Origin of the sequence: Pseudarthrobacter sp. S6 (assembly GCF_050156575.1) — a bacterium.
Classification (GTDB): Bacteria; Actinomycetota; Actinomycetes; order Actinomycetales; family Micrococcaceae; genus Arthrobacter.
Genome location: NZ_CP189581.1, coordinates 2,143,863 through 2,168,280 on the forward strand (window position 1 = coordinate 2,143,863; position 24,418 = coordinate 2,168,280).

Sequence of the window (24,418 nt, forward strand, 5' to 3'; positions counted from 1 at the left end):
CCGTCATGTGATTCTGTACCGGTCGGGTCATGAGATTGACTGACGCGCTCCTGGTGGCTCCCGGGCGGGCCGGCCGTTGCCCCAGGTCAGTGGAGCTGGAGCCGGCCGCGTCGGCGGGCGGCTTACATTCGCGCGACTTTGGCCTTCACCATCAGGTAGAGGCCGTAACAGATCAGACCGGCGCCGACGGCGGTCAGCATATAAACTCCGTAGGGCTGCTCGCGCAGGGCCTTCAATCCGCCGTCCAAGCCGGTGGACTCCTGAGGGTGGGCGTTGACTGTGGCAATGATGACCAGCAGTCCCACCAGAAACAGTGCGATGCCCTCTGCTACGTAGCCGACCACGCCCAGCCCCGTCACAACGGACCGGCCGGCGCCCGAGGACGGCAGCCGCAGATCCTTCCTGAACGATGCCTTGCATCCGAGGACCACGAAGACAATGCCGACGACAGCGACCGCGGCCCCGATGGCGATCAGCAGGAACGCACCCCCGGGTGCTTTCATGATTGAGACCGTGAAATCGCTGGTGGATTGTCCGCTGTTCTTGCTGTTTCCGCTTGCCGAGGCAGCGAACGTCAGCGCGATGACGGCGAACACTACCCCCTTGCCTGAGGCGGAAAGTTTCTTCCCCACCTTCTTCTTGGCTTCCAGCTGACCGTAGGCGAACACGGCGTTACCGGTTTGCCAGAGCGCCAGCGCCACACAGGCAGCGAATCCGGTCCACAGCAGCAGCAGTCCCGCGGGCTGGCCGGCGAGCTGGGCGACGGCCCCGCCCTGGTCCGCCTGTCCGGCTTTGCCGGAGGCCAACTGGATAGCGACGGACCCGGTCAGAACGTGCAACACGCCGCTGACGGCAAAACCTGCCCTGGCGGCGATCACGAGAGCCCGGGAGTTCGATGCTTCCTCGACCGCGTCCGCGGCGTCCTTCAGCTCTTTCTTCATTTTCCGATCCTCAGTGCCAGCGCGCGCAAATACGGTGCTGTGCAACACACTATTTTCTCACGGGAGCCCGCGCTCAAACAGGCCCGGTCTGAGCCCGCGAAGACGAACTGGCCCGCAGCCGGGTCAGGGGCCGGTGCGCATGCGATCGCGTGCGCAATTCACAACGGCGGACAAGTCGAGCCCGTAGGTCGGCCCCTCGCCGGAACCGTACTCCGCGAGTCGGGCCGCACCGCGCTCTAAAAGCCGGAGCGCGCCAACGCTGTTACCCCGGGCGGCGTGGGTGAGCCCGACGCAGATCTGGGCGAGACCTTGCCAAAGTTTGCGTTCTTCGGCTGGCCCAGCTTTCCATCGGGCCTCGAGTACCTCATGGGCGGCGAAGGGCCGGCCAGCTTCCACCAGACTCCGGGCCGATACCAAAGTCTGCGCCGGCGGCAGCGGCTCCTCCGAGACCGGCTCCACGCCAGCGCTTCCGTACGGCAGCGGCCGCCCAAGAGCGTCACGTGGCCGGGCCTGCCGCGGGCGCCTTGAAGCATCCCGATCCCTGTCACCAGTCATTGCAGTTTCCGCCCTGGGCGGCCCTGGACCTTATCAACCTTCATACGGCCAATGCTATGACCCGGCCGTTCGAACATCCGTCACCGCACTAAGATCCTCTGCGGGGGTCGGACAACCCTGAGGTGGTGGGAGCAGCAGTCCGGGACGCCGCGCAAGAACTTCGCGACTTTCTTCAAAGCGACGGAATCGACCTCGCTCTTGCTGACGTTGCCGTGCCGGGGCATCCGGAGCCCCTCCTGGTCCGGGAGTTCGGCCCCAGGATGGGTCCTTGGTACGCGGAGCTCGGACGCGGGGACGGTGCCAGCGTTTTGGATGACACCCCGTGGGTTGCCCGCGGGCATAGCCGGGAGACCACCTTCCAGCGGGACCTGACTGAGCCCGCCCAGGTGGACGACGCCGTGCGGGAGTTGACAGGGCGCGTCCTTGAGGATGTTGTGGCCGAAGGACGGCCCGTGGTGGGGCTGATCCTGAAGGTTCGGTACGCACCGTTCGTCACCAAGACCCACGCGAGGAAGATTCCCGAGACATTCGACCGGGAGGAAATCCTCGCGCGGGCCTTGGACCTCGCAGCCGGAATCGAAGCGGGCCGTCCGATCCGACTCCTGGGCCTGCGGGCCGAAATGGCAATGCCCGACGATGCCAGAAAGGGTCATACGCCTACGCGCGGCGGTTGGTGACGGCGTCGCTCCCTTCCTTACGAGCGCGGATGAGTCACTTCGCGGAAGTATCGGTCGTAGGTGTCGCGGGCGCCGGTGGTAAGGCCGGTGCCGACGTCGTACGTCGCTCCAGCGCCAGCGTTTGCCCGAGCCTGCGCCGTGGAACGGCACCGGGGATGACGGTGGTGACGGTCCCATGGCAAGGACACTGGCATTGGCCTGGTGGATGTCGGCAACTGAGGCGAGCGGGTTGTACGAGCCTGCGGGACGCGACACCGGCCCAGCTACGGTGGGTGGATACTCAGTGGTGTGCATCAATTTGTTGAGCCGCCTGTCGGCGACGTTGTCCGGTGCAGGCCAACGGACCGCCGCCGTAAGCCAGTGGCGGGCAGAGATCGTGATGTTGTGCTGGAATGTTGGTGAGTGAAGTGAAGTGTTCCGTCTGGGCCTTATTGCCAGCACTCCTGTGGTTGTGCGGGTGCAGCAGTCAAAGCGGTCCGGTTACGGGGCATTCCGGGGTTGTGACCGGGTTCGTCCTGACCGCCCCGGTCTGCCCCGTGGAAAATATTGGTCTGGAGTGTCCACCGCGCCCCGTATCAGGGGCCACGGTGGTGGCCTTGGACGGGGATGACGTCCAGGGCTCAACACAAACCGATAGCACCGGGGCCTTCCGTCTGACGCTGCCCGACGGTCGTTATGTGATCAGAGCGACCAACGTCGGCGGTTACGCTTCGACGGCTACCGAGCCTGTGGTCATCTCGGACCGGCCCGTTCACATCACGCTGGTTGTTGACAGCGGGATTCGCTAAGCCTGATCCGCGCAGGGCTGGTAGATGTCGCCGTCACTCAATGCCAGGAGCGATCACGTGCACGTTAGTTTCTGTGGCGGCGTGGTGAGCGTAGGGCCAATGCCCTGGAGGATGAGGGCAGCACCGCCGACCAGTTTGATGTCGGCATGGGTGCCGGCGGCTTGGAGACGCCGGCCGAGCTCCTGGAGGAGTGCATGGATTTGTGTGGTGGTGAGTTCGCCGCCGGTCATGCGGTGGCCAGGCTGCGTTCGCGGATGAAGACGTTCAAGGCGGCCAGTTCAGGGGGCGTTTGTGCGCGGGTGAGTTCCTTCATGGATGTACGGATGCTGCGGTAGGACTCTGCGGGCATCCACGCTGCGTCGAGGGGCTTGATGCGCCTGGTCCAGGAGGGGGAGGGCTGGCAGAGCCGGTGAGCGGTGTAGTTGGTGATGCCGGCCAGAGCTGCGGACCAGTGCGGGTCCTTGAGTCGCGGGCTGCGCTGGAGTAGCGGCCTGCCGGCTTTCAGGGATGCTGTGGCGTAGTCGGCGAGCATCTTGATGGCGAACTCGTAGTCGCGCGAGCTGATCAGTTGGGTGAAGGTCTTGGCGTAGTCGCGCCGTGCCGGGTCGTGGTCGCGGCCGCTGGGAATGGGGTCCGTGGCTTCCAGCGATAGTCCAAGGGCCGCGAAGATAGCAAGGGTTTTGCCGAGTTCGGCGCGTTCGTGGCCTGCTTCGAGATCCATAAGGAATTTCCGTGACACACCAGCGGTCTCGCCGAGAGACTGCTGCGACAGCCCGCGGTCCCGGCGCCGGGCACGGATGATTGCCCCGACTGTTGCGGGCGAGTCGATACTGGTTTCAAATGTCATGGCGTCCTCGCGGTCTCCCTCTATTATGTCACCGAACGGTGACAGGAGCATCCTTGTTGGGCAGGCCCTCGGATTCGGTCGGGGCGGTCATGTCCTGTGCCGTCGAATGTCCCATGATCAGAGAAGGAAATAGCCGGCGGATGGAAAGGGGCGGGTGGTGTGCTTGGATCCTCGATTCGTGGCCGAAAGTCATGGCCCGGCCAAATCGATACTCGCGACTAGTGTCGTGTTATTTTTCCGCGGTCAGTGCCGTGTGCCGCCGCTGCTTCCGGCGGGTTGGAGTTGTTTCCGCAAGGCAAAAAAGAGGGTGTGCACAATGTGCACACCCTGGGCTTCGGATTGGGTCGTACTGGTGGCGGACTGGGCCGGATTGCAGAGGTTATCGGGGGGAGTGGCGGAAATTCAAGGGCCGGAACCCGGTTCGAGTCCCACCTCGGGCACAGTGTTTTTGCAGGTCAGGGCATTTTGGTGCTTTTTCGCGTGCACAGTGTCCACACTCTTGCCTCTGATCTGATGTTCAGGGTGTGTGGGACCCGGATAGACCTATTTGGTTGTGTGGGGGAGCGGCTGCCTACGGCGGACCGGGTACCGTGCTGTGGGGTGTCTGCTGGGTGTTCATCCTCGTTCGTCCTTCCGTTGGGTTTTCGCGTTCACCCCTTCATGGTGGCTAAGGCCGCGCACGGCATGATTTGTTGTCTATTATTTAGGTCGGTCCAGGGTTGCGGTCTGTCCTGAATTTCGACTCCCTGATACCTGTTCATGCAGGCATGCGACGGTAACGGCATGACTTGGCAACTGATCCGGCGCTGATCACTCGGCCGCTGAGCCTGGCCAGTCGGTAGGCGGGGCCGGCCTCGAGGGCGGGCTGTAGGAGCTGGTGAGCCTTGCTGCATCTGCCTTCCCGCCAGTTAATCCGCCGCCGACGCCATCACTTTCCCGTCACCCCGGCATTCGGATTCTGGGTATCCGGCGTCGCTGTCCTCGCTGTTTTGGCGATGTGAGCTGGCCACTCTGCCCTCAATCAGATCCCGACGATCTCTGCCTCCCCGGGCGAGCAGTGCGGCGAGGACCCAGACCGGATCTATACCGATCGCCTGTGCGATCGCAGCGGTCGTTCGTGGATACGAGGGCGTATCAGATGAGGAGTCCGCCCCCCATCACCGGGCATTTTGCGGGCGGGTCATACGGGAATCGGGCGGCCATGGAAATTCGGCAAATCGTGATCCGGAAATTTTGGGTGGCGCTTTCGCCGGTGGGGGACCGGCTTACGGGCACACGCTGGCGCGAAAGAACGGCATGGGGTTCCGGGAAAGAACGGAGGAGTAGGCCAGAATGGCACCATGTCTTTTACTGCTACCGCAATAGTCGTCCTTATCGCGTCCCCTGGCGACACGGCTGACGAGCGGGCAGCGATCCAGCTCCAACTGAGTAGGTGGAATGTCAGTCGCGGCGAACGTGAAGGCGTCGTCGCCGTGCCATGGCTGTACGAGCAGCACGCGGTGCCGGTGTTGGGTGGACACCCTCAGTCAGTAATCAACGCTCAGGCCGTGGGTCGAGCGGACGTTGTGGTGGCCTTCTTCGATTCTCGGCTTGGCACAGAGACCCCGGAAGCTGTATCGGGTACCGCTGAGGAAATAAAGCGAGCACATGCTGCCGGCAAACCGGTCCACGTCTACTTCTCGACCGAGGACATTCCCAGATCTGCTGACCCAAATCAGCTGGCAAAACTCGCTCAGTTCAAGAAGGACATGGAGTCTGAGGGGCTTCTCGGGGAATACAGCAGCCCTGAGAATCTGGCTAGCCAGGTGTCGAACGCCATTGATTTCGATGTAAACACGCAGAATTGGTCCTCGACACTCAGTCGGACCGCAGGCACTGCCGGAGCTGCTCTCGAAGCCCGCCATGACTACCAAAGAGAACAGAACGGCGTCGATAACAAGGGAAAGCCGCGCTATCGGACGACCGCGAATCACTTAGTCATCCGCAATAAAGGCGAGGCAACCGTTTCTGACGTCCACGTCACTGTGGAGGAAGTTGACGGTCAGTTCTTATTCGAGGAGCCCGCAGCGTTCGACCTGACCAAAAACTCCGAGCTGCAGTTCAGCATGATTGCACTCCGTTCAGGCAATGCAAAGGTCAATATGAGCTGGACTGAGGACGGGGACTCGCGAGAAGCTGTGCAGTCCATCCGTGTAAGGTAGAGCGCCCGTTGATGGATCCTATACCGGGCGTCAGATGTGCTCGGCCGCCGCGATTAGACGTTCAAACTCATCCGCCAGTTCTGGGACCGGTCGACGGCCGTCGAGTTCGAGGGTCGCCCCGTTTCGAAGCAGCGGTTCGATGTCGAGAACGTATCGGCGGATCGCGGACTGGTCAGCCTCTGAGCTGCCGTAGGCATTGTTCGTACGAACCGAGACTCGCTCGATGAGGACTTCTACCGGCGCGCTCAGGAGAACAACAACGGAGAAGCGGTCATAGAAGCGACCTTGATTTTCGACAGACCCCGCGCTCCCACCGCTGAAAGGTACTCACTTTGTTTCTGATCCTGCACCAATACGACGAGGCAAAGGGCATCGGCACGAAGCGCATCGTCAACATCAACGACATTGACGAAGTGCGCTTTCCGTCTGGGGAAGGCAAGGAGATGCCAGAGGTCTGGATCTACTGGACCAATGGTGCCGCGAAGAGCACCTTTGCGCTGGCGCAGTTCGTCGGAGAGGGGAAATTTCACAGGAAAGCGACGGAGCAGGAGTTCATTGACGCCGTGGCCAAGGCTGCCGCACATCCCGGCGTTCACCTTTTCCCGGGAAGCGATTGAGTATCTACTCAAATGAGTAGACACTCAATGGCACTGCCTTTCGGCGGGGCCATTTTGCTGAGTGCTATGGCTTAGGGGAGCGGGCAAGGAGATGCCGGTAAAGCGTTGCGCGGGAAGGCCCGTTTTGGAGGCTATGTCCGCCATGGAGGTGCCTTTGTCCCCCAAGAGTGTTGCATGTTCGAGCTTGTCTGGATCGCCCACGGACGGCCGACCGGCGCCGCGCCCGTGCACCGTGGCCCCCGCGCTGGCATGGGAGGGCATGGGCCGAGCGTTCGGCCGCGTAGATACGTTCCATCTGACCGAAGAGAGCCAGCACAACAAGCGCCAGCTGGTTCATCGGATCATCCTTGGCTGTGGTGTCGATCCTGAACGGATCCGCCAGTGTTCGCAGCCCTATGTTCCGTCGGCCAGCTCGTGGACAAGGTTGAGCGTGTCCCGGACAGTCCGACCCAGGCAGTCAAGAGTATGGACTACCAGCACGTCCCCAGGGCGGGCGTAGCCCAAGGCCGCCGTAAGCCCAGGACGGGCGCGTGTGGCTCCCGACTTCTTGTCCACTTGTATCTCTCTGGGTGGGATCAATGCCGGCAGCGCCCAGGGCGTCCAGCTGGCGGTTTAGATCCTGCCAGGCCGGCACTGGCGAGGCCCAAGACCACGTTCAGGCTGCTCAACCGGTCGGGTTACCAAGGTCCGGTCCAATGCTGAAGCCATCTGGTCAAGAACGGGATGGCCGGGGTTCCGGACCCGGGGTACTTCTCCTCTGACCGGCTGATCGCCCAGGCAGCGTTGACCAGCCCGATGTGGCTGAACGCCTGCGGGAAGTTCCCCAACAACTCACCGCTGCCGGCGGCCACCTCTTCAGAAAGCAGGCCCAGCTCTGTGGCGAAGCCTGCAGCGCCTTCAAAAACTTCCCGGGCGCGCTCAACGGAGCCGGCGAGGGCAAGTGCATGGGCGAGCCAGAACGTACACAGCAGGAACGTCCCTTCAGCCCCGGGCAGCCCGTCTTCACCACCGTACCGGTACACCAGGCCCCTTGTGTCCGTGAGGTGCCGCTGGATCGCGTCAATTGTTGCCAGCATCCGTGGGTCATCCCCCGGCAGGAAGCCGACAATTGAGAGCATCAGTGCTGAAGCATCCAGCTCATCGGAGCCCAACGCCTGGGTGTAGGAGTTGGCAGTATCACTCCAGCCCTGGGCCTTTATAGCAGCGGCGATCTGCTCTCGTACGTCCCGCCAATAAGGAACCCTGTCGGTGGCATCCAGGAGGTCGGCAATGCTGACGGCGCGGTCCACGGCCACCCAGCACATGAGCTTTGAGTACAGGTAGTGGCGGGGCTCGCCGCGGACTTCCCAGATCCCCTGGTCCGGGGACTGCCATCGTGCGGCTGCTGCATCGGCGGCGTCCGCAAGGAATTTGCGGGTGTCCGGGTCCATGTCTGCGAGGTATTCCGGCAAGATTGCTGCAGCGTCCAGGAGTTCCCCGTACACGTCGAGCTGGCGTTGCCGCCATGCTGCGTTCCCTATTCGGACGGGCGTGCTTGAACGCCAACCCGGCAGGTGGGGCAGTTCACGTTCTGACAGGTCACGTTCACCACCGACCCCGTACATGATCCCGAGCTCTTCACCCTCGCCCAGTTGGCCGGAGCCAGCCGTCGCCAGAAAGCGGAAGAACCTTCCGGCTTCGACCGGGCAGGCGGCAACCCAGAGTGCCTGCAGCGTCATGCTTGCATCCCGGACCCATGTATAGCGGTAGTCCCAGTTGCGCTGGCCTCCGATGACCTCCGGCAGGGACGTGGTGGGGGCGGCCACGATCGCTCCAGTGGGGTGGAAGGTCAGCGCCCGCAACACCCTCCCGCTCAGGGAGACCAGTTCCTGCCACGGGCCCGTGTAGTTCTGGTGCATCCCCGACCAGCTCGTCCAGCCCTCAATGGTGTCGGCAAGCCGCCGGGAAATTTCCTCCTGTGCCCAGAAGACGGGCGCATCCTCCCAGCTGTTCGCGTGTTCAAGGGCGAATCCAAAAGCATCACCCTCTCGCACAACAACGCGGGCCCGGGCGACATCACTTTCGATCGTAAACGGAACAGGAGCAGACAATGACAGGACCGCGGCGCCTCCTCTAATCAACAGCCCACCTGATCCCCCGTGGACCAAAGGCCGTATCAACCCGTATTCCGGTCGCGCCACAAAGACGACGTCAAGCTGAACCGTTCCTCGTATGCAGGAAACTTGCCGCAACAGCGCCCCCGGTGATCCGGCACCGAGGTCATGGCCCCTGTTCCCGTTTCCAAGAGCCAGGGCGTCGGTCAGGGTGACCTCACCCTCGTCGGTGCGGAAAAAGGTCTCAAGAACCATGCTGGGACCGACATATCGCCGGGTGGACGTGAAGTCAGCAACAGGACGGATTGACCAGAACCCTGCGTCGTCACCCAGGAGACGTCCAAAAACCGAGGGACTATCGAACCGGGGCAGGCACAACCAGTCCACAGACCCTGCAGCACTCACCAACGCCGCAGACCGGCAGTCAGAGAGCAATCCGTAGTCTGCGATGGGGCTACTGCTCATTGACACAGCCTGACTGACTCGGTCCGCTTCAGCAAGGGGGGCTGGCAATGTCAACCCGATTTCAGCCCACCTGGCCCGGGAAACCGCAGCTTGAACAGGGACCACATTCCATTCCTCTAAGGAGAGTAGGCGCGGCTGTTGGTTCAGAATGGCGGCCTTTCACAGAGACCTAGGCGTGCAGCAACACGATTCCTGTCGGGTCAGGATTGGTCTGCCGGAAAGAACGGGCGTTCCCGGGGCGCGTCCTGGGCCTCAGTTGCCTTCAGCCGGATGAAGTCGCGGTCCTCTTGGGAAAGCACGGTCTCGCCGTGCCGGTTACCTTCGTCGGTTCCGGTTTTATTGCAGATGGTTGCTGTGACCGTGCGGGGCAGAATCAGGCATCCCGGATTGTCGGTGAGCCACTTCTGAGTGGCGGGATCGAGATGGTCCCACTGATCCCTGATGTTCATTTTCAACCGGTGTCCTTCCTTTGGGAACTCATGTCCATAGACCCCGGCAGGGGATCCCGGTATGAGAGTGTGCTCAGAGTACGCCGGTCCGTCGGTGAAGGACAGGGGCATATCGACGCTAGGAGAGCTTCTCGATTTCAACGAACATAATCCAGGCGGTGCCGCGGTACCAATCGTGTGCGCGGTACCTGCCGGGCGGACGTAGCTTTGGCCGATACTCAGCTCGACGGCCGTCTCGGCCCCGTCCGGGGCCGCCGCCCACAGGGTGCCTTCCGTGAGGGGGACGACCACGTACTCGTGTTCATGCACGTGTGCCGGGATCGTATCGCCCGGTTCCAGTTCCCAGCGTGTTACCCCGGAAGATGCCATTCTCGATCTGTGTTTCGCTGATGACCATGGTGCTCCTGTGTCGGCTACGTTCGTTGTGCTGCTCGGCCGGGCCTATCCACCCCCAACCGGGGGATGCCCTGCTCGGGTCAGGCGGCCCTGCGCCGGCCGCCTTTCCTGCCTCGTGCGGTGGATCGTAAACCGCAGTGTATGCGGCTGCCGGAACCATGCTGAGCCCCACCACCATGAGCTGCAAGCCGATAACCATGATGCAGGCAGCGGCGATGGTCCAGGGTCTGTTCGCTCTGGCCGTAGCGGGTTTCAGGTCCCGGTGTCGCTGGAGGCTCGGCAGGAGCTGAGTATTCCATCCTCATAGCCCCGAGTGCACACCCGGGTCCATGGCGCCTTGTGTGATCGTCGGCCGGTCTGTACTGCTCGGGGTCCATGCGTCTGCCCCCTCGGGCTTAGTGTCCCGCGGCCACCCGAGGCACCCGTCAACTTCGGGAGCGGCAGCTGGTCCGCAATGGTCCCGTAGAGGGTTCCCCAAGCGGGACAGCGGATCCCGGAACGGGCACCGATCCGTGTCGGGTCAGTCCTGGGAGAGAAAAGTTACCCGGCGGAACTCGGGTTTCTTCTGAACGACCGGTGCTTAGTTGATGGTGCTGGCGCCGGATTGAAGGGGTACCCCGTTGGCGCCGTAGGTGAGTCCGGCAGGTTGCGGGGCGATGTGAAGCCGCGTGGAGAACGCGGCGATGAGGGCGAAGAGGAAGGCTGCTGCCGCGATGGCCAGCGCCATCGCGGCGACGGTTCCGTAGCCGCTGACCCGTGGGTCGAGGAACGGGTAGGGGTACCAGTCGACGATGGGACCGCGGATCAGGCTGTAGACCAGGTAAAGGAGCGGGAACCCGAGCCAGATCAGCGAGGTGCGGACAGGGACCCTGGTTTTGGGCAGGTCAACAAGCCAGTCGATCACCATGATCGTCGGGATGGTGTAGTGCAGCGCGACGTTGATCCAGGGGATTGGAGTGTTGACGTCGATGTTGCTCAGCAGAAGGTTGTAAACGATCCCGGTGATGGTCATGTAGATGGTCGCAGCTCCGCGAAGGAGTTCGAGCCAACGGGGGCTTTCGCCTTTCCATGCGTACCGGCCGGCGATCGCCAGGGTGATGAAGGCAATGATGTTTGATTCGATGGTGAAATAGCTGAAGAAATTCCCCGCGGAGGCGCCGGGAACGTTCTGGAGCAGATGTGTCAGCTGGAAAAGTATGGCCAGGAATCCGAGCAGGGCAAACCAGAACCTGAAGAGCGCCAGCCCTCGATTGGGTGTCATATAGGGATCCTATGTGGCCAGGGATGTCGGGGCCGTGAGGTTGGCATTGTCGACGCCGGGTCTGCGTGCGACCCGGGGCCGGTGCTTCTCGCAGGGCGGGCTGACTCCATGGAGGTGCTGTTCCCTGGGCGCCCGTTCAGGGATCGGCTAGCGCGCACCAATTACGGTTCTCTCGTCCCGCACCGACGGGTGTTGTTCTACCGGTATCTTTTGAGGAACCGCACATCTCGCCCGAACCGGGCCGCATGGCATGGGATGATCTTGCAATGAGCGAACTTGAGGTCAAGCGCTTGGTCCGCGGGGACGCGGCTGCGGCATGCGTCATGTTTGAGATGATGGCGCGTGTCTTCGGAGAAGACAGCGAGCCGCTCAGCGAGGACTACCTCGAAGATCTTCTTGGTCCAGAGGGTTTCTGGGCCCTGGCGGCTTTCATTGGCCCGGATATTGTTGCCGGCCTAACTGCTCACACGTTGCCGATGACACGTTCACCAACGTCGGAGGTGTTCATCTACGATCTTGCCGTGCGGCAGGACCATCGGAGACAGGGCGTCGCAAGCCGACTGGTGCTCGAACTGCGCGCCACCGCCGCGCTGGAGGGCATCCACGAGATATTCGTCCCGGCCGACAACGAGGACGTGCACGCCTTGGATTTCTATCGGGCGCTGGGAGCTACCGCTTCGCCGGTCACGTTCTTCACCTTCAAGTCGGGCAATGACGCATGGACGGTGCTGCCGCGGGTAGTCTGGAAGGATGAGCTCCGCAATCCCAATAACGCTCACCTTCGATGGACGCTTCGCCCGCGAACTCGGGGAGCTGGCGGTTCCGTGGCAGGCGGACGAAGCACCTGATCCGCAGCTGCTGGTCCTGAACGAGCCGTTGGCCAGCGAGCTGGGCCTGGACCCGTCCGCGCTGCGGTCGGATGAGGGGACGCTGCTGCTGATCGGCAACCGGGTCCCTGACGGTGCCACGCCGGTGGCCCAGGCCTACGCGGGGCACCAGTTCGGCGGCTACTCACCGCAGCTCGGCGACGGGCGTGCCCTCCTGCTGGGCGAGGTCACGGACATCCACGGGCAGCTCAGGGACATCCACCTCAAGGGTTCCGGCCGGACACCGTTCGCCCGCGCGGGTGACGGACTCGCCGTCGTCGGTCCCATGCTGCGCGAGTACGTCGTCAGCGAAGCCATGCACGCCATGGGCATCCCCACCACGAGGTCCCTCGCCGTAGTGGCCACGGGCCGGCCCGTCCGCCGCGAAAGCATACTGCCCGGTGCTGTACTTACCCGGGTGGCGAGCAGCCACCTGCGCGTCGGCAGCTTCCAGTTCGCCCGCGTCAACGGCGACACGGACCTCCTCCGCCGCCTGGCCGATCATGCCATCAGCCGGCATTACCCGGACGCCGCGCTCGCCGACAAGCCCTATCTCGCGTTCTTTGACGCCGTCATAGCCGCGCAGGCATCCCTGGTGGCGCAATGGATGCTGGTGGGCTTCGTCCACGGCGTGATGAACACCGACAACATGACCATCTCCGGCGAGACCATCGACTACGGTCCGTGTGCATTTATGGACAGCTTCAATCCCGGCGCGGTCTACAGCTCCATCGACGCGGACGGACGCTACGCCTACGGCAACCAGCCGATCATTGCCGAATGGAACCTCACCCGGCTCGCCGAAGCACTCCTGCCCCTGCTCCACGAAGACCAGGACCAGGCCGTGGCGCTCGCAGTGGAGTCCCTCGGCGCCTTCCGCACGCTGTACAGCGCGGCCTGGTCAGCCGGCATGAAATCCAAGCTTGGGCTGCGCGCGGACACTCCCGACGACGTCGCGTCGCCGCTGGTGGACGGCGTGCTGGCGCTGCTTCAGGAAGCCGAAGTGGACTACACCTCCTTCTTCCGGAGCCTCGTCTCGGCAGCCCGCGGCACCCCGGAAACTGCCCGGGCCATGTTTGCGGAGCCCGAAGCCTGCGACGCCCGGGCGGCTCGGTGGCTGGCGCTGGCGCCGGACGCGGACCTGATGGAACAGGTCAATCCCGTCTACATCCCCAGGAACCACCTGGTTGAAGAAGCTCTTGACGCTGCTATTGCAGGCGACCTGGACCCCTTCAGCCGCCTGATGGCCGTCGTGGCTGAACCGTACACGCAGCGCCCCGGGCTGGAACGCTACGCCGGCCCCGCCCCTGAAGACTTCGGGAACTACCGGACCTTCTGCGGAACCTGAGCCAACAAGGGCGGCCGGATTGGCGCGCCCTGCAGGCTGTCGCCCCGGTAACGATGTGGCAGGTCAGGCCCCGCAAGCCCGATATGCCCGGTAAGCTCACCAACTATGTCCCGGATTGTTCAAAGAATGCGGCTGCCCGCCCTCGCGGGCATGCTGGCGGTCACCCTGGTGGGGTCGGCTGCGCTGCTTCCGTCACATGCCGCAGACGACGCGCCGCCGGGCGGCTATCCCTCATGGCAGGACGTGCAGAACGCCAAGCAAAGCGAGGCCGGCAAGGCGGCAGAAGTCACGAGAATCAACACGCTGCTGGGCGGGCTCCAGACCGAAGCCGAGGCACTGGGCAATGCGGCCGTAACGTCCGCCGCGGAATCCGCGTTGGCCGAAGCGGCGCTTCAGGCCTCGACCTCCACCGTGGACGCCCTGGCCGCCCAGACCGCACGCGCCACGGCCGAACTGGGACAGTACAAAAAGGAAATCGGTGCCCTGGCGGCCCAGTCGTACAAGACCGGTGGCACCAACATGGGTTTCTTTGTTGCCCTCGACGCCGTGCAGAACAACAGCATCCAAGGCCTGAACATCGTCCAGATCGTCAGTGATAAGACAGCCGTCCTGGTGTACAAATCCGCAGCCGCAGAACGCATTTCCCGCGCCCTGGCCGATCAGGAGCAGGCAGCCAGGGCCGAACGCGAGCGCCTGTCCGGGGAGGCCAGAACCAAGCTCGACGCCGCCCAGTCGGCACAGCAGGCCATGTCCCGGCAGATCGCGGAGCAGCAGGTACACGGCCAGGAGCTGACCGCGCAGCTGGCCTCCCTCAAGGGCACTACTGCTGCGGTGGAGGATGAGTTCCGGCAGGGCCGGGCGGCCCTGGCCGCATACGAAACCGCGCAGGCCGCCAAACGGGCCGCGGCGCAGGAGCAGGCACGCCAGCAGGCGGAGGCGGCAGCCAAGGCGGCGGCCCTCGCCGCTGCGCAAAAACCGGCTCCGGCCCCGCCTGCTGTACCGGGAGTCCCCGCCCCTGCTCCGGTCCCGAGCCCGACGCCGGTGCCGCCGCCCGTCGTCGTTGTACCTTCCGTGCCGGGAGGCGCCATGAACGACCCCGCGGGCGCAAAAAACTACGCGGCCGGGCAGTTGGCTGCCCACGGCTGGGGCCAGGACCAGTTCCAGTGCCTGGCGTCACTGTGGACCAAGGAGTCCAACTGGCTGACCACCGCCACCAACCCCTCCTCGGGCGCATACGGCATCGCCCAGGCGCTGCCGGCCAGTAAGTACGGGACGGCAGGCAGCGACTGGCTCACCAGTTACCGGACCCAGGTCAATTGGGGACTGTCCTATATCGCGGACCGCTACGGGTCACCTTGCGGCGCGTGGAACCATTCCGTGGCCAAGAACTGGTACTGACCTGGTCCGGGTCGGCAGCCGGGTCACGTTTCCGGGGCTTTGGCGTATTCCGCGGCGCTGAGGAATTCGATGCCGACGAAGGTTTCATCGCCGTCCACCCAGGCGTCATGCCCTGGCGGAATGGTATAGGAGTCACCGGCGCTGATGGTGATCCGGTTGCCATCGGTGGTCTCGACGTGGAGGGAGCCGGAAACGCAGAAACCCACGTGGTTGTTTTGGCACGACTCGGTCTGGACCACTGGCTTGATGCAGTCCGACCAGCGCCAGCCGGGACTGAACGTCATCCGGCCGATCGTGTAGTCACCCACTTTGACGATGTCGACTTCAGTCTTGTCCGGGCGGCGCTTCTCATCCGGTGTGTTATGGGATTTGACTTCCAGCTCGGTAACGATGTTTGTAGGCATGACACGCAGACTTTCTCTTTTGATTCTGTGTCCATCAGCCGTCTGTCCCTGGCTGACAGACGGCATCTGAGGCGCTTACGATTGCCAGCTTCCTCCAACCCGCCGCACTTGTCGAGACCCAAACCACTAGGCTTTTCCCATGCCCGATTTTGACCGTTTCCGGGTCCTGCTGGAGGAAGAGCGCGCCCGGAAACTTGCACTCCTCCCCGCCCTCCGTGCGGACATCTCCTCGGCCAACGCCGCCCGCCAGGATTCCAACGTGGACGACGAACACGACCCCGAGGGTTCCACCATTGCGTTCGAGCTGTCGCAGGCATCGGCGCTGCTGCGGCAGAGCAGCTCTGGCCTTGACCAGGTGGAGGCGGCGCTGGCGCGGATTGCGGCCGGCACCTACGGGACGTGCGCCGTGTGCGGGGATCCCATCGCGGAAAGACGGCTCGAAGCCCGCCCGTCGACGCCGTTCTGCATAGTCCACGCTGCGACCGGCCGGCATGGACGGTAGCGGTGCCGTGAACGAGCGCGTCCCGGAGGCTGCCGGCTTCATCGACGCCACCCTGCAGAACGAGGGCGCCTGGTACCGGGCTGAGGACGTGGAGTCCCGGGTGGGTGGGGCGCTGGGGTCCTATGGATCGTCGGTGGGAGCCGTCCGCGGCACTGTCCGCGACGCCGGCACGAAGTTTAAGGACCTTGGCCATGACGACGTGACCGCTTTAGCGTCGCTCCTCTGGGGCCGGCCCGGTCCAGGCAGGCTTCCAATCTATGAGCGGCGGCTCGCCGCCGTTGTGTTGCTGCAGTCCCGGGTTTCCCTCCTCCGCCACTCTGACCTGACCCGGCTGGAGGGCTTCATCCGCACCGCGCAGACCGGTGAACTGGTGGACGCCCTGATTGCCGACGTTGTGGGTCCGTTGCTGCAGGGTCTGGGCGGAAACGACCGACAGCGCGCCGACGTCGTCATCACCCGCTGGCACCAGGACCCGGACGACGCACTCCGCCGCGCAGCCCGGCTCATCGCGTCCCAGGGAACTGACCTGCCGTCCATTTCCGGGAAGCGCAACCGGGCACAGGACTGACCCCTGTTCCCTGATCCCCGTCAGCCGTACTCTGGGCCTTGGAGGTGATTGCCATGGAGGCAGCGCAGGGTGACAGGATCATCGTCAGGGGGAGGACCGTCGGATCGTCGGACCGGCACGGGGTAATCGTTGAAGTCCGCGGTCAGGAAGGTCATCCGCCCTATCTGGTCCGCTTCGACGACGGACACGAAACGGTTATGTACCCCGGCGGTGATTTCGCCGTCGAACGCGGCCACGGGGGACAAACAGGCTGACGCGCCGCGGGCTGCGCGTCCGGGCCAGCGGGCACCTGTCAGACTGGTGGAATGGATCACTCCTTGGCTGCCACGTCCCCTGATGCGAACCTCACGTTTCCGCCGGTCCGGACCGGTCCGCGGGACCCCGGTGACGCCTGGGTGGAGGGCAGCCGCGGCAAGTTCTGGGGCCGGTTCGGTGCCGCCGGCGTCCTGGCCTATGATCCCGGCAAGGGTGTCCTGCTGCAGCACCGCGCGCTGTGGAGCCACAACGGTGGTACCTGGGGACTGCCCGGCGGAGCGTTGCACCAGGGTGAGGACGCCGTCACCGGGGCCCTCCGCGAGGCGCACGAGGAAGCTGCGATGCCTGCCGCGGATGTGAGCGTCCTCTTCACCTCCGTGCTGGACATTGGCTACTGGTCCTACACCACCGTCATAGTACTGGTGACCGCGCCTTTCGAGCCCGTGATCAGTGATCCGGAAAGTCTCGAACTCCAGTGGGTTCCGGTGGATGCGGTGGACCTCAAAGAGCTCCATCCCGGTTTCGCAGCATCCTGGCCGGATCTGCGGACAGGCATGCTGGAGCGTTCTGCCCAGCGGACAGGGTGGGCTGAGCCCCACAAAGACAAGCGAAAGGGTCAATGTTGACTGCTGCACTCCCGGAACTGGCCGATGGCGATTTCTATTATGAGGCGTTCGGCGGTGGCCGATTCCGCTCCACCATCCACGCCCAGGGGGCCTGGAACGAGCACGAACAGCACATGGCGCCGGCTTCCGGCCTGATGGCGGACAGCCTGGAGCGCCACGAACCCCGCGACGACATGCGGATGGCCCGGCTGAGCTACGAGATCCTGGGCCTGATCCCCGGGGGCGGGTTCCACATCGAAACCACCACTCTGCGCCCCGGCCGGACCATCGAGCTCCTGCAGGCCGAACTGGTTGCCAACGGCCGCGTGGCCATCCGTGCCACAGCATGGCGGATGATCACCAGCGACACAGCCGGGGTTGCCGCCGTCGAGGACGCCGCCATTCCGGCGCCCGATGAATGCAAACCGCTCGACGGCCCTGCCATCTGGCCCGGCGGCTACATCCGGTCCCTGGAGATGCGTGTGGCAGAGGGCCACCGGCCCGGCGCGGGGATCGTCTGGCTCCGCACCCTGCACCCTCTCACCGACAACGCCGACAGCGGCGACCTGGCCCGACTGATGGGCCTCGTTGACACAGCCAACGGGATCGCGGCCAGGGTCCCGCCAGGTAAAGACAGCTATGCCTTCCCCAACCTGGACCTGCAGATCCACATGTACCGCAGGCCCGGGGGCGAATGGCTGGGCCTGGACAACGCCGTCTCCTTCGGAACCGACGGTATTGGCCTCACGTCCACCGTCCTGCACGATCTACAGGGGCCCTTCGGCCGCGCCGAACAGATCCTGACGCTGCGCAGGACCTGAGGCGCAGTTCCCAGGCGTTGATTTCTGCCTGGCCGCTTCCCGGCAGGCCTCAGGACGCCGGGGGCTCCTGGACCGGCGTCGAGTCCTGGCCGTATTCGGCGGTCACCAGGATGGGCAGGTGGTCGGAGGCGCCGCGGGGCAGGGTTTCCACGTTCTCGATGTTCAGGCCCAGGGACGTGGCAAAGTCGAAGTGGCCCTTGAACACCTTGTAGCGCGTGTAGGTCCGGCGATCACTGAGGGATAGTTCGTACCCCGTGTTCTTCATGTGTTCGTTGAGGTTCTTCGTGAAGAAGGGGTAGTTGAAGTCCCCCACCATTAAAGTCATCAGGCCGGTGCCCATGCCCAGCAGTTCCGCGTGGGCAGCATGGATCTGGTTGCGCCGCAGCGAGTTGGTGGCGGTCAGCGGTGCAGCGTGGAAAGACGCGATGACCAGTTCGTGATCGGTCTCGTTGTCCCGCACGCGAGTGCCGATGAGGCGCTCATGGGCGGGCGCCAGGACCATGTCGTGAAGGGACTTCTTGAGCGCGAATGCCTTGGTGCCGTGGGCGGTGAACCGGTCCGGCCGGTAGTAGATGGCCAGCCCAAGCCGGTTGCCTTTCGTGGAATCGGCCAGTTGCAATTGACCCAGTGTGTCCGGCAGGTCAGTGGTGTCACATTCCTGCAGGCACAGGGCATCAACGCCGAAGTCCTGTGCCAAGGCGACCAGCTCCCCGCTGGCCTTGTGCTTACGTAAGTTGTAGCTAATGACGCGTATCAGTGGATTACCTCTTCTGAGGAGTAGCGGGTGGGCCCAGTTCTTGAGTTTAGCCACCGATGGGGGACGGTGCAGTATTAATCCGCTGGATGTCAGGTGGAGCGGAACACCAGCCATCCGGCGAGGGTGGACAGCCCAGTCAGGGCGGCACCCCATAGGATGTCCACGACAATAAGCTGGAGTGGCCACGTCTTGAGCGTGGCGGCATTCGTGAGGTCGTAGGTGGCGTAGGCAAAGGCGCCCAAGGCGGCCCCGTAGCCGACGGCGGTCAGCCAGCTGCCGCCGTCGAGCGCCGGCCGCAGCGCAAAGAAGACAATTCCTGCTATGTACATGACATAGAAAGCCACGGCGTAACCTAAGTGTGGCTTGTCTGCGAGCAGGTCACCGATGTGGCTGCGGTAAAACGGGTTCATGAGTTTGAGCCAGACGGAGTCGATGACGGCAAACGCAGCAGCGACAACAAGGAATTGCAATATGACCATAAGGGAGCTTAGCAACATGCAGGACGCCGAAGCGGGAATGCAGACCCTGACCGTGGTGCGGCAGGATCACACCCTCGGCGCCGCACGCGACCTGGAATTCGGCCTCGAACTGCTGACCCATGCGAAGACCGGCAGGATCGGCCCCACGCTCCGGCTGTACCGGCCCGCACCCACTGTTGCGTTCGGTCAGCGGGATACCCGGCTGCCCGGCTTCGACACAGCCGCCCAGGCGTGCCGGGAGTACGGATTTGAACCCCTGGTGCGGAAGGCCGGTGGCCGCGCCGCCGCTTACCACGAGGGCACTCTGGTGGTGGACCACGTGATGCCCCATACCGATGCCATTGCCGGCTCCAAGGCCCGGTTCGGATTCTTTGGTGAGTTGCTGGCGCAGTCTTTGCGGAACGTCGGTGTGCAGGCCGCAGTTGGCGAAATTCCGGGGGAGTACTGCCCAGGCGAGTTCAGCGTTCACGGAACCGATCCGGCCGATCCGGCGCGCCGGATCAAACTCGTCGGAACAGCGCAACGCGTGGTGAGTGGCGGGTGGCTGTTCAGTTCCGTGATCGTGGTGGAAAACTCCGCCCCCATCCGCCACGTCCTGACGGACAGCTATGCCGCCTTGGGCCTGGACTGGGACCCGGCCACTGCCGGCGCGGCCAACGACCTCGTGCCCGGGCTGACGGTCCAGGATGTCCAGGACGCCGTAATTGCCGCGTACGCGGGCCACGCCTCCCTCCGGCACGCCGACTTCAGCAGCTATGCAGGTTTGGACACCAGGGAGGCGTAGCCCGCGCTAGCCGTGCTGGGCCAGATGGCGGGGCTCCGGGGCCCTTAGTGGCCCCGGGCGATCCACTCGTCCAGGTGCGGGGCTTCTGCTCCGATGGTGGTGCTGTCGCCGTGCCCGGTCCGGACCACCGTTTCGGCCGGCAGGGGCAGCAGCCACGTCCGGATCGACTCGATGATGGTGGGGAAGTCGCTGTAGGACCTGCCCGTGGCGCCGGGGCCACCCTGGAACAGGGTGTCCCCACTGAAAAGCGAGCCCTCACCATCGGGCCCGTCCGCCAGGTGGAAGGACACCGAGCCGGGCGAGTGCCCGGGGGTGTGCAGGGCCGTCAGGCTGGCCCCCGCCACCTCGATGATGTCGCCGTGCTTGATGGCGACATCGGGTTCCACATCCGGGTAGACGTTGCGCCACAGCATCCAGTCGTCCTGGTGAAGGTGGATCGGTGCCTGGACGAGGTCCCAGAAGTCAGCTACCGACCGGATGTGGTCGTCGTGGCCGTGGGTCAGCAGGATCGCCTTGAGTTTCCGGCCACCGACGGCGGCGGCTACGGCCTTGGCATCGTGCGCGGGATCGATGACCACGCATTCCTCCGCGTTGCCCACGATCCAGACGTTGTTGTCCACATCCCAGGTGCCGCCGTCGAGCGAGAACGTCCCGGATGTGACGAGGTGCTCGATCCTGACGCTCACAGTTCCACCACAGAACGCAGCACGGAACCGGAGTGCATCTTCTCGAACGCTTCCTCCACCTGGTCGATGGTGATCCGCTCGGTCACGAAGGCATCCAGATCCAGCTTGCCCTGCTTGTAGAGGCTGATCAGCATGGGGAAGTCCCGGGACGGCAGGCAGTCACCGTACCAGGAGGACTTCAGCGACCCGCCGCGGCCGAAAACGTCCAGGAGCGGCAGCTCCAGGGTCATCTCCGGCGTCGGGACGCCCACCAGTACCACGGTGCCGGCGAGGTCTCGGGCGTAGAAGGCCTGCTTGTACGTTTCGGGACGGCCGACGGCGTCAATCACCACGTCTGCGCCGAAGCCGCCGGTGAGTTCCCGGATCTTCTCCACCGGGTCGGAATCAGAGGAGTCCACGGTGTGGGTGGCACCGAGTTCCTTCGCGCGCTCCAGCTTTTTCGCGTCGATGTCGACGGCGATGACGGTGGTTGCGCCGGCGAGCGCGGCGCCGGCGATGGCAGCCATGCCCACACCACCGCAGCCGATGACGGCGACGGTGTCACCGCGCTTGACGCCGCCGGTGTTGATCGCGGCGCCCAGTCCGGCCATGACCCCGCAGCCGAGCAGGCCGATGGCGGCAGCATCGGCGTCGGGATCAACCTTCGTGCACTGGCCGGCAGCCACAAGGGTCTTTTCGATGAAGGCTCCGATGCCCAGGGCGGCGGACAGTTCGGTGCCGTCCTCCAGCGTCATCTTCTGGGTGGCGTTACGGGTGTTGAAGCAGTACTGGGCCTGGCCGCGGTTGCACGCACGGCAGTCGCCGCAGACGGCCCGCCAGTTCAATACCACGCGGTCGCCCGGGGCGACGTCCGTGACGTCCGGGCCAACGGCACTGACCACTCCAGTGGCTTCGTGCCCGAGGAGGAACGGAAAGTCGTCGCTGATGCCGCCCAGCTTGTAGTGCAGGTCGGTGTGGCAGACGCCGCTGGTGAGAATGTCCACCAGGGCCTCGCCCGGACCCGGATCCGGGACCAGGATGGTCTCCAGAGTGACCGGGGCGCCCTTGGAACGCGCTACGACACCTTTGACTTTATGGATCACGAAAGGCTCCCTCAATGCAGATAGACAGAACGGGACCAACACGGATGTTGGTCCCGTTCTGTTTACCACATGAGCTGCGGTGTTCAGGCCGCGAGGCGGCTCTTTACCTCGGCAGCGGAAGGATTGGTGGCGGCAGTGCCGTCCGGGAAGAGCACGGTGGGCACGGTGCGGTTGCCGCCGTTGAGCTTCTCCACGAGGTCGGCTGTGCCCTCCACCTCTTCGATGTTGATTTCCGTATAGCCGATGCCCTGCGCGTCCAGCTGCTTCTTCAGCCGGTTGCAGTAGCCGCACCAGGTGGTGGAAAACATGGTGATGGTGCCGTTCTCGGGGGTAAAGTCCACGGAGCTCTCCTGAAATCGTTGGGTAGGTTCCTTCCCGTCAACGGTAACCCGGGGCAGGCTATTCCCTGAGCCGGCCCGGTGGATGCGGTGCCGGATGACAGCAGATAACGCTGATGGCATGCTGGAGCCATGTGTGGACGCTATGTGATGGCACGGGCCGTGGGCGACTTGCTGGCCGACTTTGATGCCCAGCTGGAGGAGGAAGTGCACCTTCCCCCGTCATGGAACGTGGCGCCAACCGACGCTGTCCCGATCGTCCTGGAACGGCTGATCGACGACGGCCCCGTGCGGCAGCTCCACGTGGCCCGCTGGGGCCTGGTGCCGTCCTGGGCGAAGGATCCGGGCATCGGCCCCAGGATGATCAACGCGCGCAGCGAGACTTTGCTCGAGAAGCCGGCCTTCCGCAAAGCCGTGAAGTCACGTCGCTGCGCTGTCCCGGCGGACGGGTACTACGAATGGAAGCAGGGCACCGGCAAAGCCAAGCAGCCCTACTACGTCCATCCGGGCAAAGGCAGCGGGCTGGTGTTCGCGGGCCTGTACGAGTGGTGGAAGGATCCGTCCAAGGCCGAGGGTGACCCCGGCCGGTGGATGCTCTCCACATCCATCCTGACGGCGGACACCCCGCCGCCCGGTGCTGAGTCGACAATCTTCGGCAAGCTCACTGCCTTGCATGACCGCGTGCCGCTGCCCATGGACCGGGCCACGATGGCGTCGTGGATCGACCCGCAGATCGACGACGCCGCCTTCCTGGTGGACCTGGTCCGCGCCCATGTCAAGGACGTCGCGGCCGACTGGCACGTGGATTCCGTCGGCACCGAGGTGGGCAACGTGCGTAACAACTCCCCGGAACTCATCCGTCCGGTAGAGGCGCTGTTCTGAGGCGTTCCGGTCGCTGACCCGGCTGACGGCGGAGGTGCCCGGCCCTTAAACGGTGACCTGGCCGCCGTCGTCCACTGTCCAGGTGGGGTTATAGGCAATTTCCCAGCGGAAGCCGTCCGGATCGGCGAAATAGCCGCTGTACCCGCCCCAAGGCTGGGTGACCGGCGCAGCGACGATGGTGGCTCCGGCCGATGCCGCCTCCGCCATGACCCGGTCCACCGCCTCGGTGCTGGGCAGGTTGTGGCTGAGTGTGATGCAGGGGACCGGGCCGGGCGCGCCTACGCCGGCCTCGGCGTGCATCTGCGCGGCGTCCCACAAGGAAAGGACGAGGCCGTGGTTGACCTGGATGAACACCACATCGCCCGGGAATTCGCGGTGGACAGGCCAGCCGAGGCCTTCGGCGTAGAACCGGCGGGAGGCGTCAACACTGCGAACGCCTAGTGAGATGAAGTCGACTCTGGGCTGCATGCTTCGATACTGTCAGAAGATGGCAACAATTCAAGGAAACGATCGGGATGCTTTGGCCGACAAGGAACAGCTCGCAGCCGTTCGGATTGCGGTCGACGAAGTTGATGAGCAGATTGTCACGCTCATTGCGCGGCGTGAACGCCTGATCCGCATCGCCGGAAGCCTGAAGGGGGACGACGCTGAAGTCCGTGCCCCCGGCCGGGTGGAACGGGTGATTGAGCATGTCCGGTCCGCCGCGGAAAAGAAGGACATTGATCCGGACATCGTGGAATCAACCTACCGGGCCATGATCTTAGGGTTTATCGAACTTGAAATGAAGGTCCACAAAGAGAGCAGCTGACACCGCCGCAGGTGCTGTCCGGATTCGGGTCCGGCAGCACCTGCCCCGGTGTTTGCCTGCTCCAGTGTTTCCTAGAGCGCTTCGTCGACGGCGACGCCCGACTGGAATTCCCGGCCGTCGGCCTCGCTGAAGGCCGACATGACGTGTCCCTTGCCCAGGCCATGGACGGCCGCGACGGGGAAGTTGCCCGTGATGGTGTTGCCCGAGTGTGTCACACCGGCAAGATCATAGTTTTCCTCGGCGCTTTGGTCATGGCTGAACGAGTAGAAGGCAATGGCCTCCCCGTTCATGAACTCAATACCCAACCGTCTTTGTGATGAGTAATCAGGGCTCGCCGCCACCAGGCCCACTACGTACGCACCTGCCCCCGGTATGTTGCCGTCGATATCGAAGGTTGCCACGAGCTTTTCGTCCTGGGCCTTGATGCTTACGTGCTTGAGGAGTGCGTCATGGGTGCTCATGCCACAATCCTGCCCTCCTGCTGCCCGTCCGTCCACCCCTGTCTAGGTTTTGTCGGAGCGCCGTCGTAGACTGGATTTATTCGA

Annotated in this window: 30 protein-coding genes and 1 pseudogene; 15 read left to right on the forward strand and 16 right to left on the reverse strand. The window is 64.1% G+C overall.

Translation table 11 applies throughout. From position 1 onward, the window contains the following. Positions 1-122 precede the first annotated feature (122 nt). Positions 123-941, reverse strand: coding sequence for a DUF1206 domain-containing protein (locus ACQCS0_RS10255; RefSeq protein WP_354154955.1), 819 nt, complete (start codon positions 939-941; stop codon positions 123-125). A gap of 123 nt (positions 942-1,064) precedes the next feature. Beyond that, the gene (locus ACQCS0_RS10260; RefSeq protein WP_354154956.1) at positions 1,065-1,496 is read right to left on the reverse strand and encodes a DUF309 domain-containing protein; all 432 of its coding nucleotides are present in this window, start codon (positions 1,494-1,496) and stop codon (positions 1,065-1,067) included. Between the two features lie 236 nt (positions 1,497-1,732). On the opposite strand from ACQCS0_RS10260, the pseudogene ACQCS0_RS10265 reads away from it, so the two are divergent. Both ACQCS0_RS10265 and ACQCS0_RS10270 read left to right on the forward strand, forming a co-directional pair. After that, positions 1,733-2,173: pseudogene (locus tag ACQCS0_RS10265) on the forward strand (DNA polymerase IV); the annotation flags it as partial. Positions 2,174-2,565: 392 nt separating this feature from the next. Next, entirely contained in the window at positions 2,566-2,961 is a 396-nt protein-coding gene (locus ACQCS0_RS10270; protein ID WP_354154957.1) for a carboxypeptidase-like regulatory domain-containing protein, read from the forward strand. Between the two features lie 53 nt (positions 2,962-3,014). On the opposite strand, the gene ACQCS0_RS10275 is transcribed toward ACQCS0_RS10270, so the two are convergent. Both ACQCS0_RS10275 and ACQCS0_RS10280 read right to left on the reverse strand, forming a co-directional pair. Then, positions 3,015-3,191 carry a hypothetical protein gene (locus ACQCS0_RS10275; RefSeq protein WP_354154958.1) on the reverse strand — a complete coding sequence of 59 codons (177 nt, stop codon included), beginning with the start codon at positions 3,189-3,191 and terminating at the stop codon, positions 3,015-3,017. Then, complete coding sequence (locus ACQCS0_RS10280; protein ID WP_354154959.1) at positions 3,188-3,808, reverse strand: transcriptional regulator; 621 nt, start codon at positions 3,806-3,808, stop codon at positions 3,188-3,190. Before ACQCS0_RS10280 ends, ACQCS0_RS10275 begins: the two co-directional genes overlap by 4 nt. Positions 3,809-5,148: 1,340 nt before the next feature. On the opposite strand from ACQCS0_RS10280, the gene ACQCS0_RS10285 reads away from it, so the two are divergent. Together ACQCS0_RS10285 and ACQCS0_RS10290 are read left to right on the forward strand one after the other, a co-directional pair. Next, positions 5,149-6,009: a DUF4062 domain-containing protein gene (locus tag ACQCS0_RS10285; protein ID WP_354154960.1), complete on the forward strand. Its 861-nt coding sequence runs from the start codon at positions 5,149-5,151 to the stop codon at positions 6,007-6,009. Positions 6,010-6,341: 332 nt separating this feature from the next. Beyond that, entirely contained in the window at positions 6,342-6,626 is a 285-nt protein-coding gene (locus ACQCS0_RS10290; RefSeq protein ID WP_354154961.1) for a hypothetical protein, read from the forward strand. Positions 6,627-7,019: 393 nt separating this feature from the next. On the opposite strand, the gene ACQCS0_RS10295 is transcribed toward ACQCS0_RS10290, so the two are convergent. The 4 genes from ACQCS0_RS10295 to ACQCS0_RS10310 all read right to left on the reverse strand — a co-directional run bounded on the left by ACQCS0_RS10295 (position 7,020) and on the right by ACQCS0_RS10310 (position 11,290). Next, positions 7,020-7,181: a recombinase family protein gene (locus ACQCS0_RS10295; RefSeq protein ID WP_354154962.1), complete on the reverse strand. Its 162-nt coding sequence runs from the start codon at positions 7,179-7,181 to the stop codon at positions 7,020-7,022. A gap of 122 nt (positions 7,182-7,303) precedes the next feature. Further along, positions 7,304-9,184 (reverse strand): glycoside hydrolase family 15 protein, encoded by a 1,881-nt coding sequence (locus ACQCS0_RS10300; protein ID WP_354154963.1) that lies wholly within the window; start codon positions 9,182-9,184, stop codon positions 7,304-7,306. Positions 9,185-9,384: 200 nt separating this feature from the next. Further along, the gene (locus tag ACQCS0_RS10305; RefSeq protein WP_426939767.1) at positions 9,385-10,002 is read right to left on the reverse strand and encodes a hypothetical protein; all 618 of its coding nucleotides are present in this window, start codon (positions 10,000-10,002) and stop codon (positions 9,385-9,387) included. Between the two features lie 607 nt (positions 10,003-10,609). Next, positions 10,610-11,290 (reverse strand): Pr6Pr family membrane protein, encoded by a 681-nt coding sequence (locus ACQCS0_RS10310; protein ID WP_354154965.1) that lies wholly within the window; start codon positions 11,288-11,290, stop codon positions 10,610-10,612. 266 nt (positions 11,291-11,556) lie between these two features. Between ACQCS0_RS10310 and ACQCS0_RS10315 the strand changes: the two genes are divergently transcribed. From ACQCS0_RS10315 to ACQCS0_RS10325, 3 genes are all read left to right on the forward strand, one after another. After that, complete coding sequence (locus ACQCS0_RS10315; protein WP_354154966.1) at positions 11,557-12,138, forward strand: GNAT family N-acetyltransferase; 582 nt, start codon at positions 11,557-11,559, stop codon at positions 12,136-12,138. After that, positions 12,041-13,504 carry a protein adenylyltransferase SelO gene (locus tag ACQCS0_RS10320; RefSeq protein WP_354154967.1) on the forward strand — a complete coding sequence of 488 codons (1,464 nt, stop codon included), beginning with the start codon at positions 12,041-12,043 and terminating at the stop codon, positions 13,502-13,504. Before ACQCS0_RS10315 ends, ACQCS0_RS10320 begins: the two co-directional genes overlap by 98 nt. A 126-nt stretch (positions 13,505-13,630) precedes the next feature. Then, positions 13,631-14,902, forward strand: coding sequence for a lytic transglycosylase domain-containing protein (locus ACQCS0_RS10325; RefSeq protein ID WP_426938362.1), 1,272 nt, complete (start codon positions 13,631-13,633; stop codon positions 14,900-14,902). A 23-nt stretch (positions 14,903-14,925) separates the two neighbouring features. Here ACQCS0_RS10325 and ACQCS0_RS10330 read toward each other — a convergent pair whose 3' ends face one another. Further along, positions 14,926-15,306, reverse strand: a complete 381-nt coding sequence (locus ACQCS0_RS10330; protein ID WP_354154969.1) for a cupin domain-containing protein — start codon at positions 15,304-15,306, stop codon at positions 14,926-14,928. Positions 15,307-15,445: 139 nt separating this feature from the next. Between ACQCS0_RS10330 and ACQCS0_RS10335 the strand changes: the two genes are divergently transcribed. The 5 genes from ACQCS0_RS10335 to ACQCS0_RS10355 are packed head-to-tail and all read left to right on the forward strand — an operon-like array spanning position 15,446 to position 18,057. Continuing rightward, on the forward strand, positions 15,446-15,808 hold the full coding sequence (locus ACQCS0_RS10335) for a TraR/DksA C4-type zinc finger protein (RefSeq protein ID WP_354154970.1): 363 nt from the start codon (positions 15,446-15,448) through the stop codon (positions 15,806-15,808). Next, positions 15,798-16,376 carry a DNA alkylation repair protein gene (locus ACQCS0_RS10340; protein WP_354154971.1) on the forward strand — a complete coding sequence of 193 codons (579 nt, stop codon included), beginning with the start codon at positions 15,798-15,800 and terminating at the stop codon, positions 16,374-16,376. The genes ACQCS0_RS10335 and ACQCS0_RS10340 overlap by 11 nt, the downstream gene beginning before the upstream one ends. Before the next feature lie 53 nt (positions 16,377-16,429). After that, on the forward strand, positions 16,430-16,630 hold the full coding sequence (locus tag ACQCS0_RS10345) for a DUF1918 domain-containing protein (protein ID WP_193342549.1): 201 nt from the start codon (positions 16,430-16,432) through the stop codon (positions 16,628-16,630). A gap of 51 nt (positions 16,631-16,681) precedes the next feature. Beyond that, on the forward strand, positions 16,682-17,257 hold the full coding sequence (locus ACQCS0_RS10350; RefSeq protein WP_354154972.1) for an NUDIX hydrolase: 576 nt from the start codon (positions 16,682-16,684) through the stop codon (positions 17,255-17,257). After that, positions 17,254-18,057, forward strand: a complete 804-nt coding sequence (locus ACQCS0_RS10355) for a thioesterase family protein (protein WP_354154973.1) — start codon at positions 17,254-17,256, stop codon at positions 18,055-18,057. The genes ACQCS0_RS10350 and ACQCS0_RS10355 overlap by 4 nt, the downstream gene beginning before the upstream one ends. 49 nt (positions 18,058-18,106) lie before the next feature. Here ACQCS0_RS10355 and ACQCS0_RS10360 read toward each other — a convergent pair whose 3' ends face one another. Continuing rightward, positions 18,107-18,811: an endonuclease/exonuclease/phosphatase family protein gene (locus ACQCS0_RS10360; RefSeq protein WP_282331555.1), complete on the reverse strand. Its 705-nt coding sequence runs from the start codon at positions 18,809-18,811 to the stop codon at positions 18,107-18,109. Between the two features lie 92 nt (positions 18,812-18,903). Then, positions 18,904-19,293 carry a DUF2177 family protein gene (locus ACQCS0_RS10365; protein WP_354154974.1) on the reverse strand — a complete coding sequence of 130 codons (390 nt, stop codon included), beginning with the start codon at positions 19,291-19,293 and terminating at the stop codon, positions 18,904-18,906. 16 nt (positions 19,294-19,309) lie between these two features. On the opposite strand from ACQCS0_RS10365, the gene ACQCS0_RS10370 reads away from it, so the two are divergent. Further along, entirely contained in the window at positions 19,310-20,077 is a 768-nt protein-coding gene (locus ACQCS0_RS10370; RefSeq protein ID WP_354155054.1) for a lipoyl protein ligase domain-containing protein, read from the forward strand. Positions 20,078-20,121: 44 nt separating this feature from the next. On the opposite strand, the gene ACQCS0_RS10375 is transcribed toward ACQCS0_RS10370, so the two are convergent. The 3 genes from ACQCS0_RS10375 to ACQCS0_RS10385 form a co-directional block, all read right to left on the reverse strand. Beyond that, positions 20,122-20,763: an MBL fold metallo-hydrolase gene (locus ACQCS0_RS10375; RefSeq protein WP_354154975.1), complete on the reverse strand. Its 642-nt coding sequence runs from the start codon at positions 20,761-20,763 to the stop codon at positions 20,122-20,124. Next, positions 20,760-21,845 carry an S-(hydroxymethyl)mycothiol dehydrogenase gene (locus ACQCS0_RS10380; protein ID WP_354154976.1) on the reverse strand — a complete coding sequence of 362 codons (1,086 nt, stop codon included), beginning with the start codon at positions 21,843-21,845 and terminating at the stop codon, positions 20,760-20,762. The genes ACQCS0_RS10375 and ACQCS0_RS10380 overlap by 4 nt, the downstream gene beginning before the upstream one ends. A gap of 83 nt (positions 21,846-21,928) precedes the next feature. Beyond that, positions 21,929-22,186, reverse strand: coding sequence for a mycoredoxin (locus ACQCS0_RS10385; protein ID WP_056340387.1), 258 nt, complete (start codon positions 22,184-22,186; stop codon positions 21,929-21,931). Between the two features lie 129 nt (positions 22,187-22,315). On the opposite strand from ACQCS0_RS10385, the gene ACQCS0_RS10390 reads away from it, so the two are divergent. Further along, on the forward strand, positions 22,316-23,065 hold the full coding sequence (locus ACQCS0_RS10390; RefSeq protein ID WP_354154977.1) for an SOS response-associated peptidase: 750 nt from the start codon (positions 22,316-22,318) through the stop codon (positions 23,063-23,065). Between the two features lie 45 nt (positions 23,066-23,110). On the opposite strand, the gene ACQCS0_RS10395 is transcribed toward ACQCS0_RS10390, so the two are convergent. Continuing rightward, positions 23,111-23,533: a VOC family protein gene (locus ACQCS0_RS10395; RefSeq protein ID WP_354154978.1), complete on the reverse strand. Its 423-nt coding sequence runs from the start codon at positions 23,531-23,533 to the stop codon at positions 23,111-23,113. Positions 23,534-23,552: 19 nt separating this feature from the next. On the opposite strand from ACQCS0_RS10395, the gene ACQCS0_RS10400 reads away from it, so the two are divergent. Continuing rightward, a complete protein-coding gene (locus ACQCS0_RS10400) occupies positions 23,553-23,873 on the forward strand; it encodes a chorismate mutase (protein ID WP_354154979.1) in 321 nt (106 codons plus the stop codon). A 71-nt stretch (positions 23,874-23,944) separates the two neighbouring features. Here the strand turns inward: ACQCS0_RS10400 and ACQCS0_RS10405 are convergent, their stop codons facing one another. Beyond that, the gene (locus ACQCS0_RS10405) at positions 23,945-24,334 is read right to left on the reverse strand and encodes a hypothetical protein (RefSeq protein WP_185260689.1); all 390 of its coding nucleotides are present in this window, start codon (positions 24,332-24,334) and stop codon (positions 23,945-23,947) included. Between the last annotated feature and the right edge of the window lie 84 nt (positions 24,335-24,418).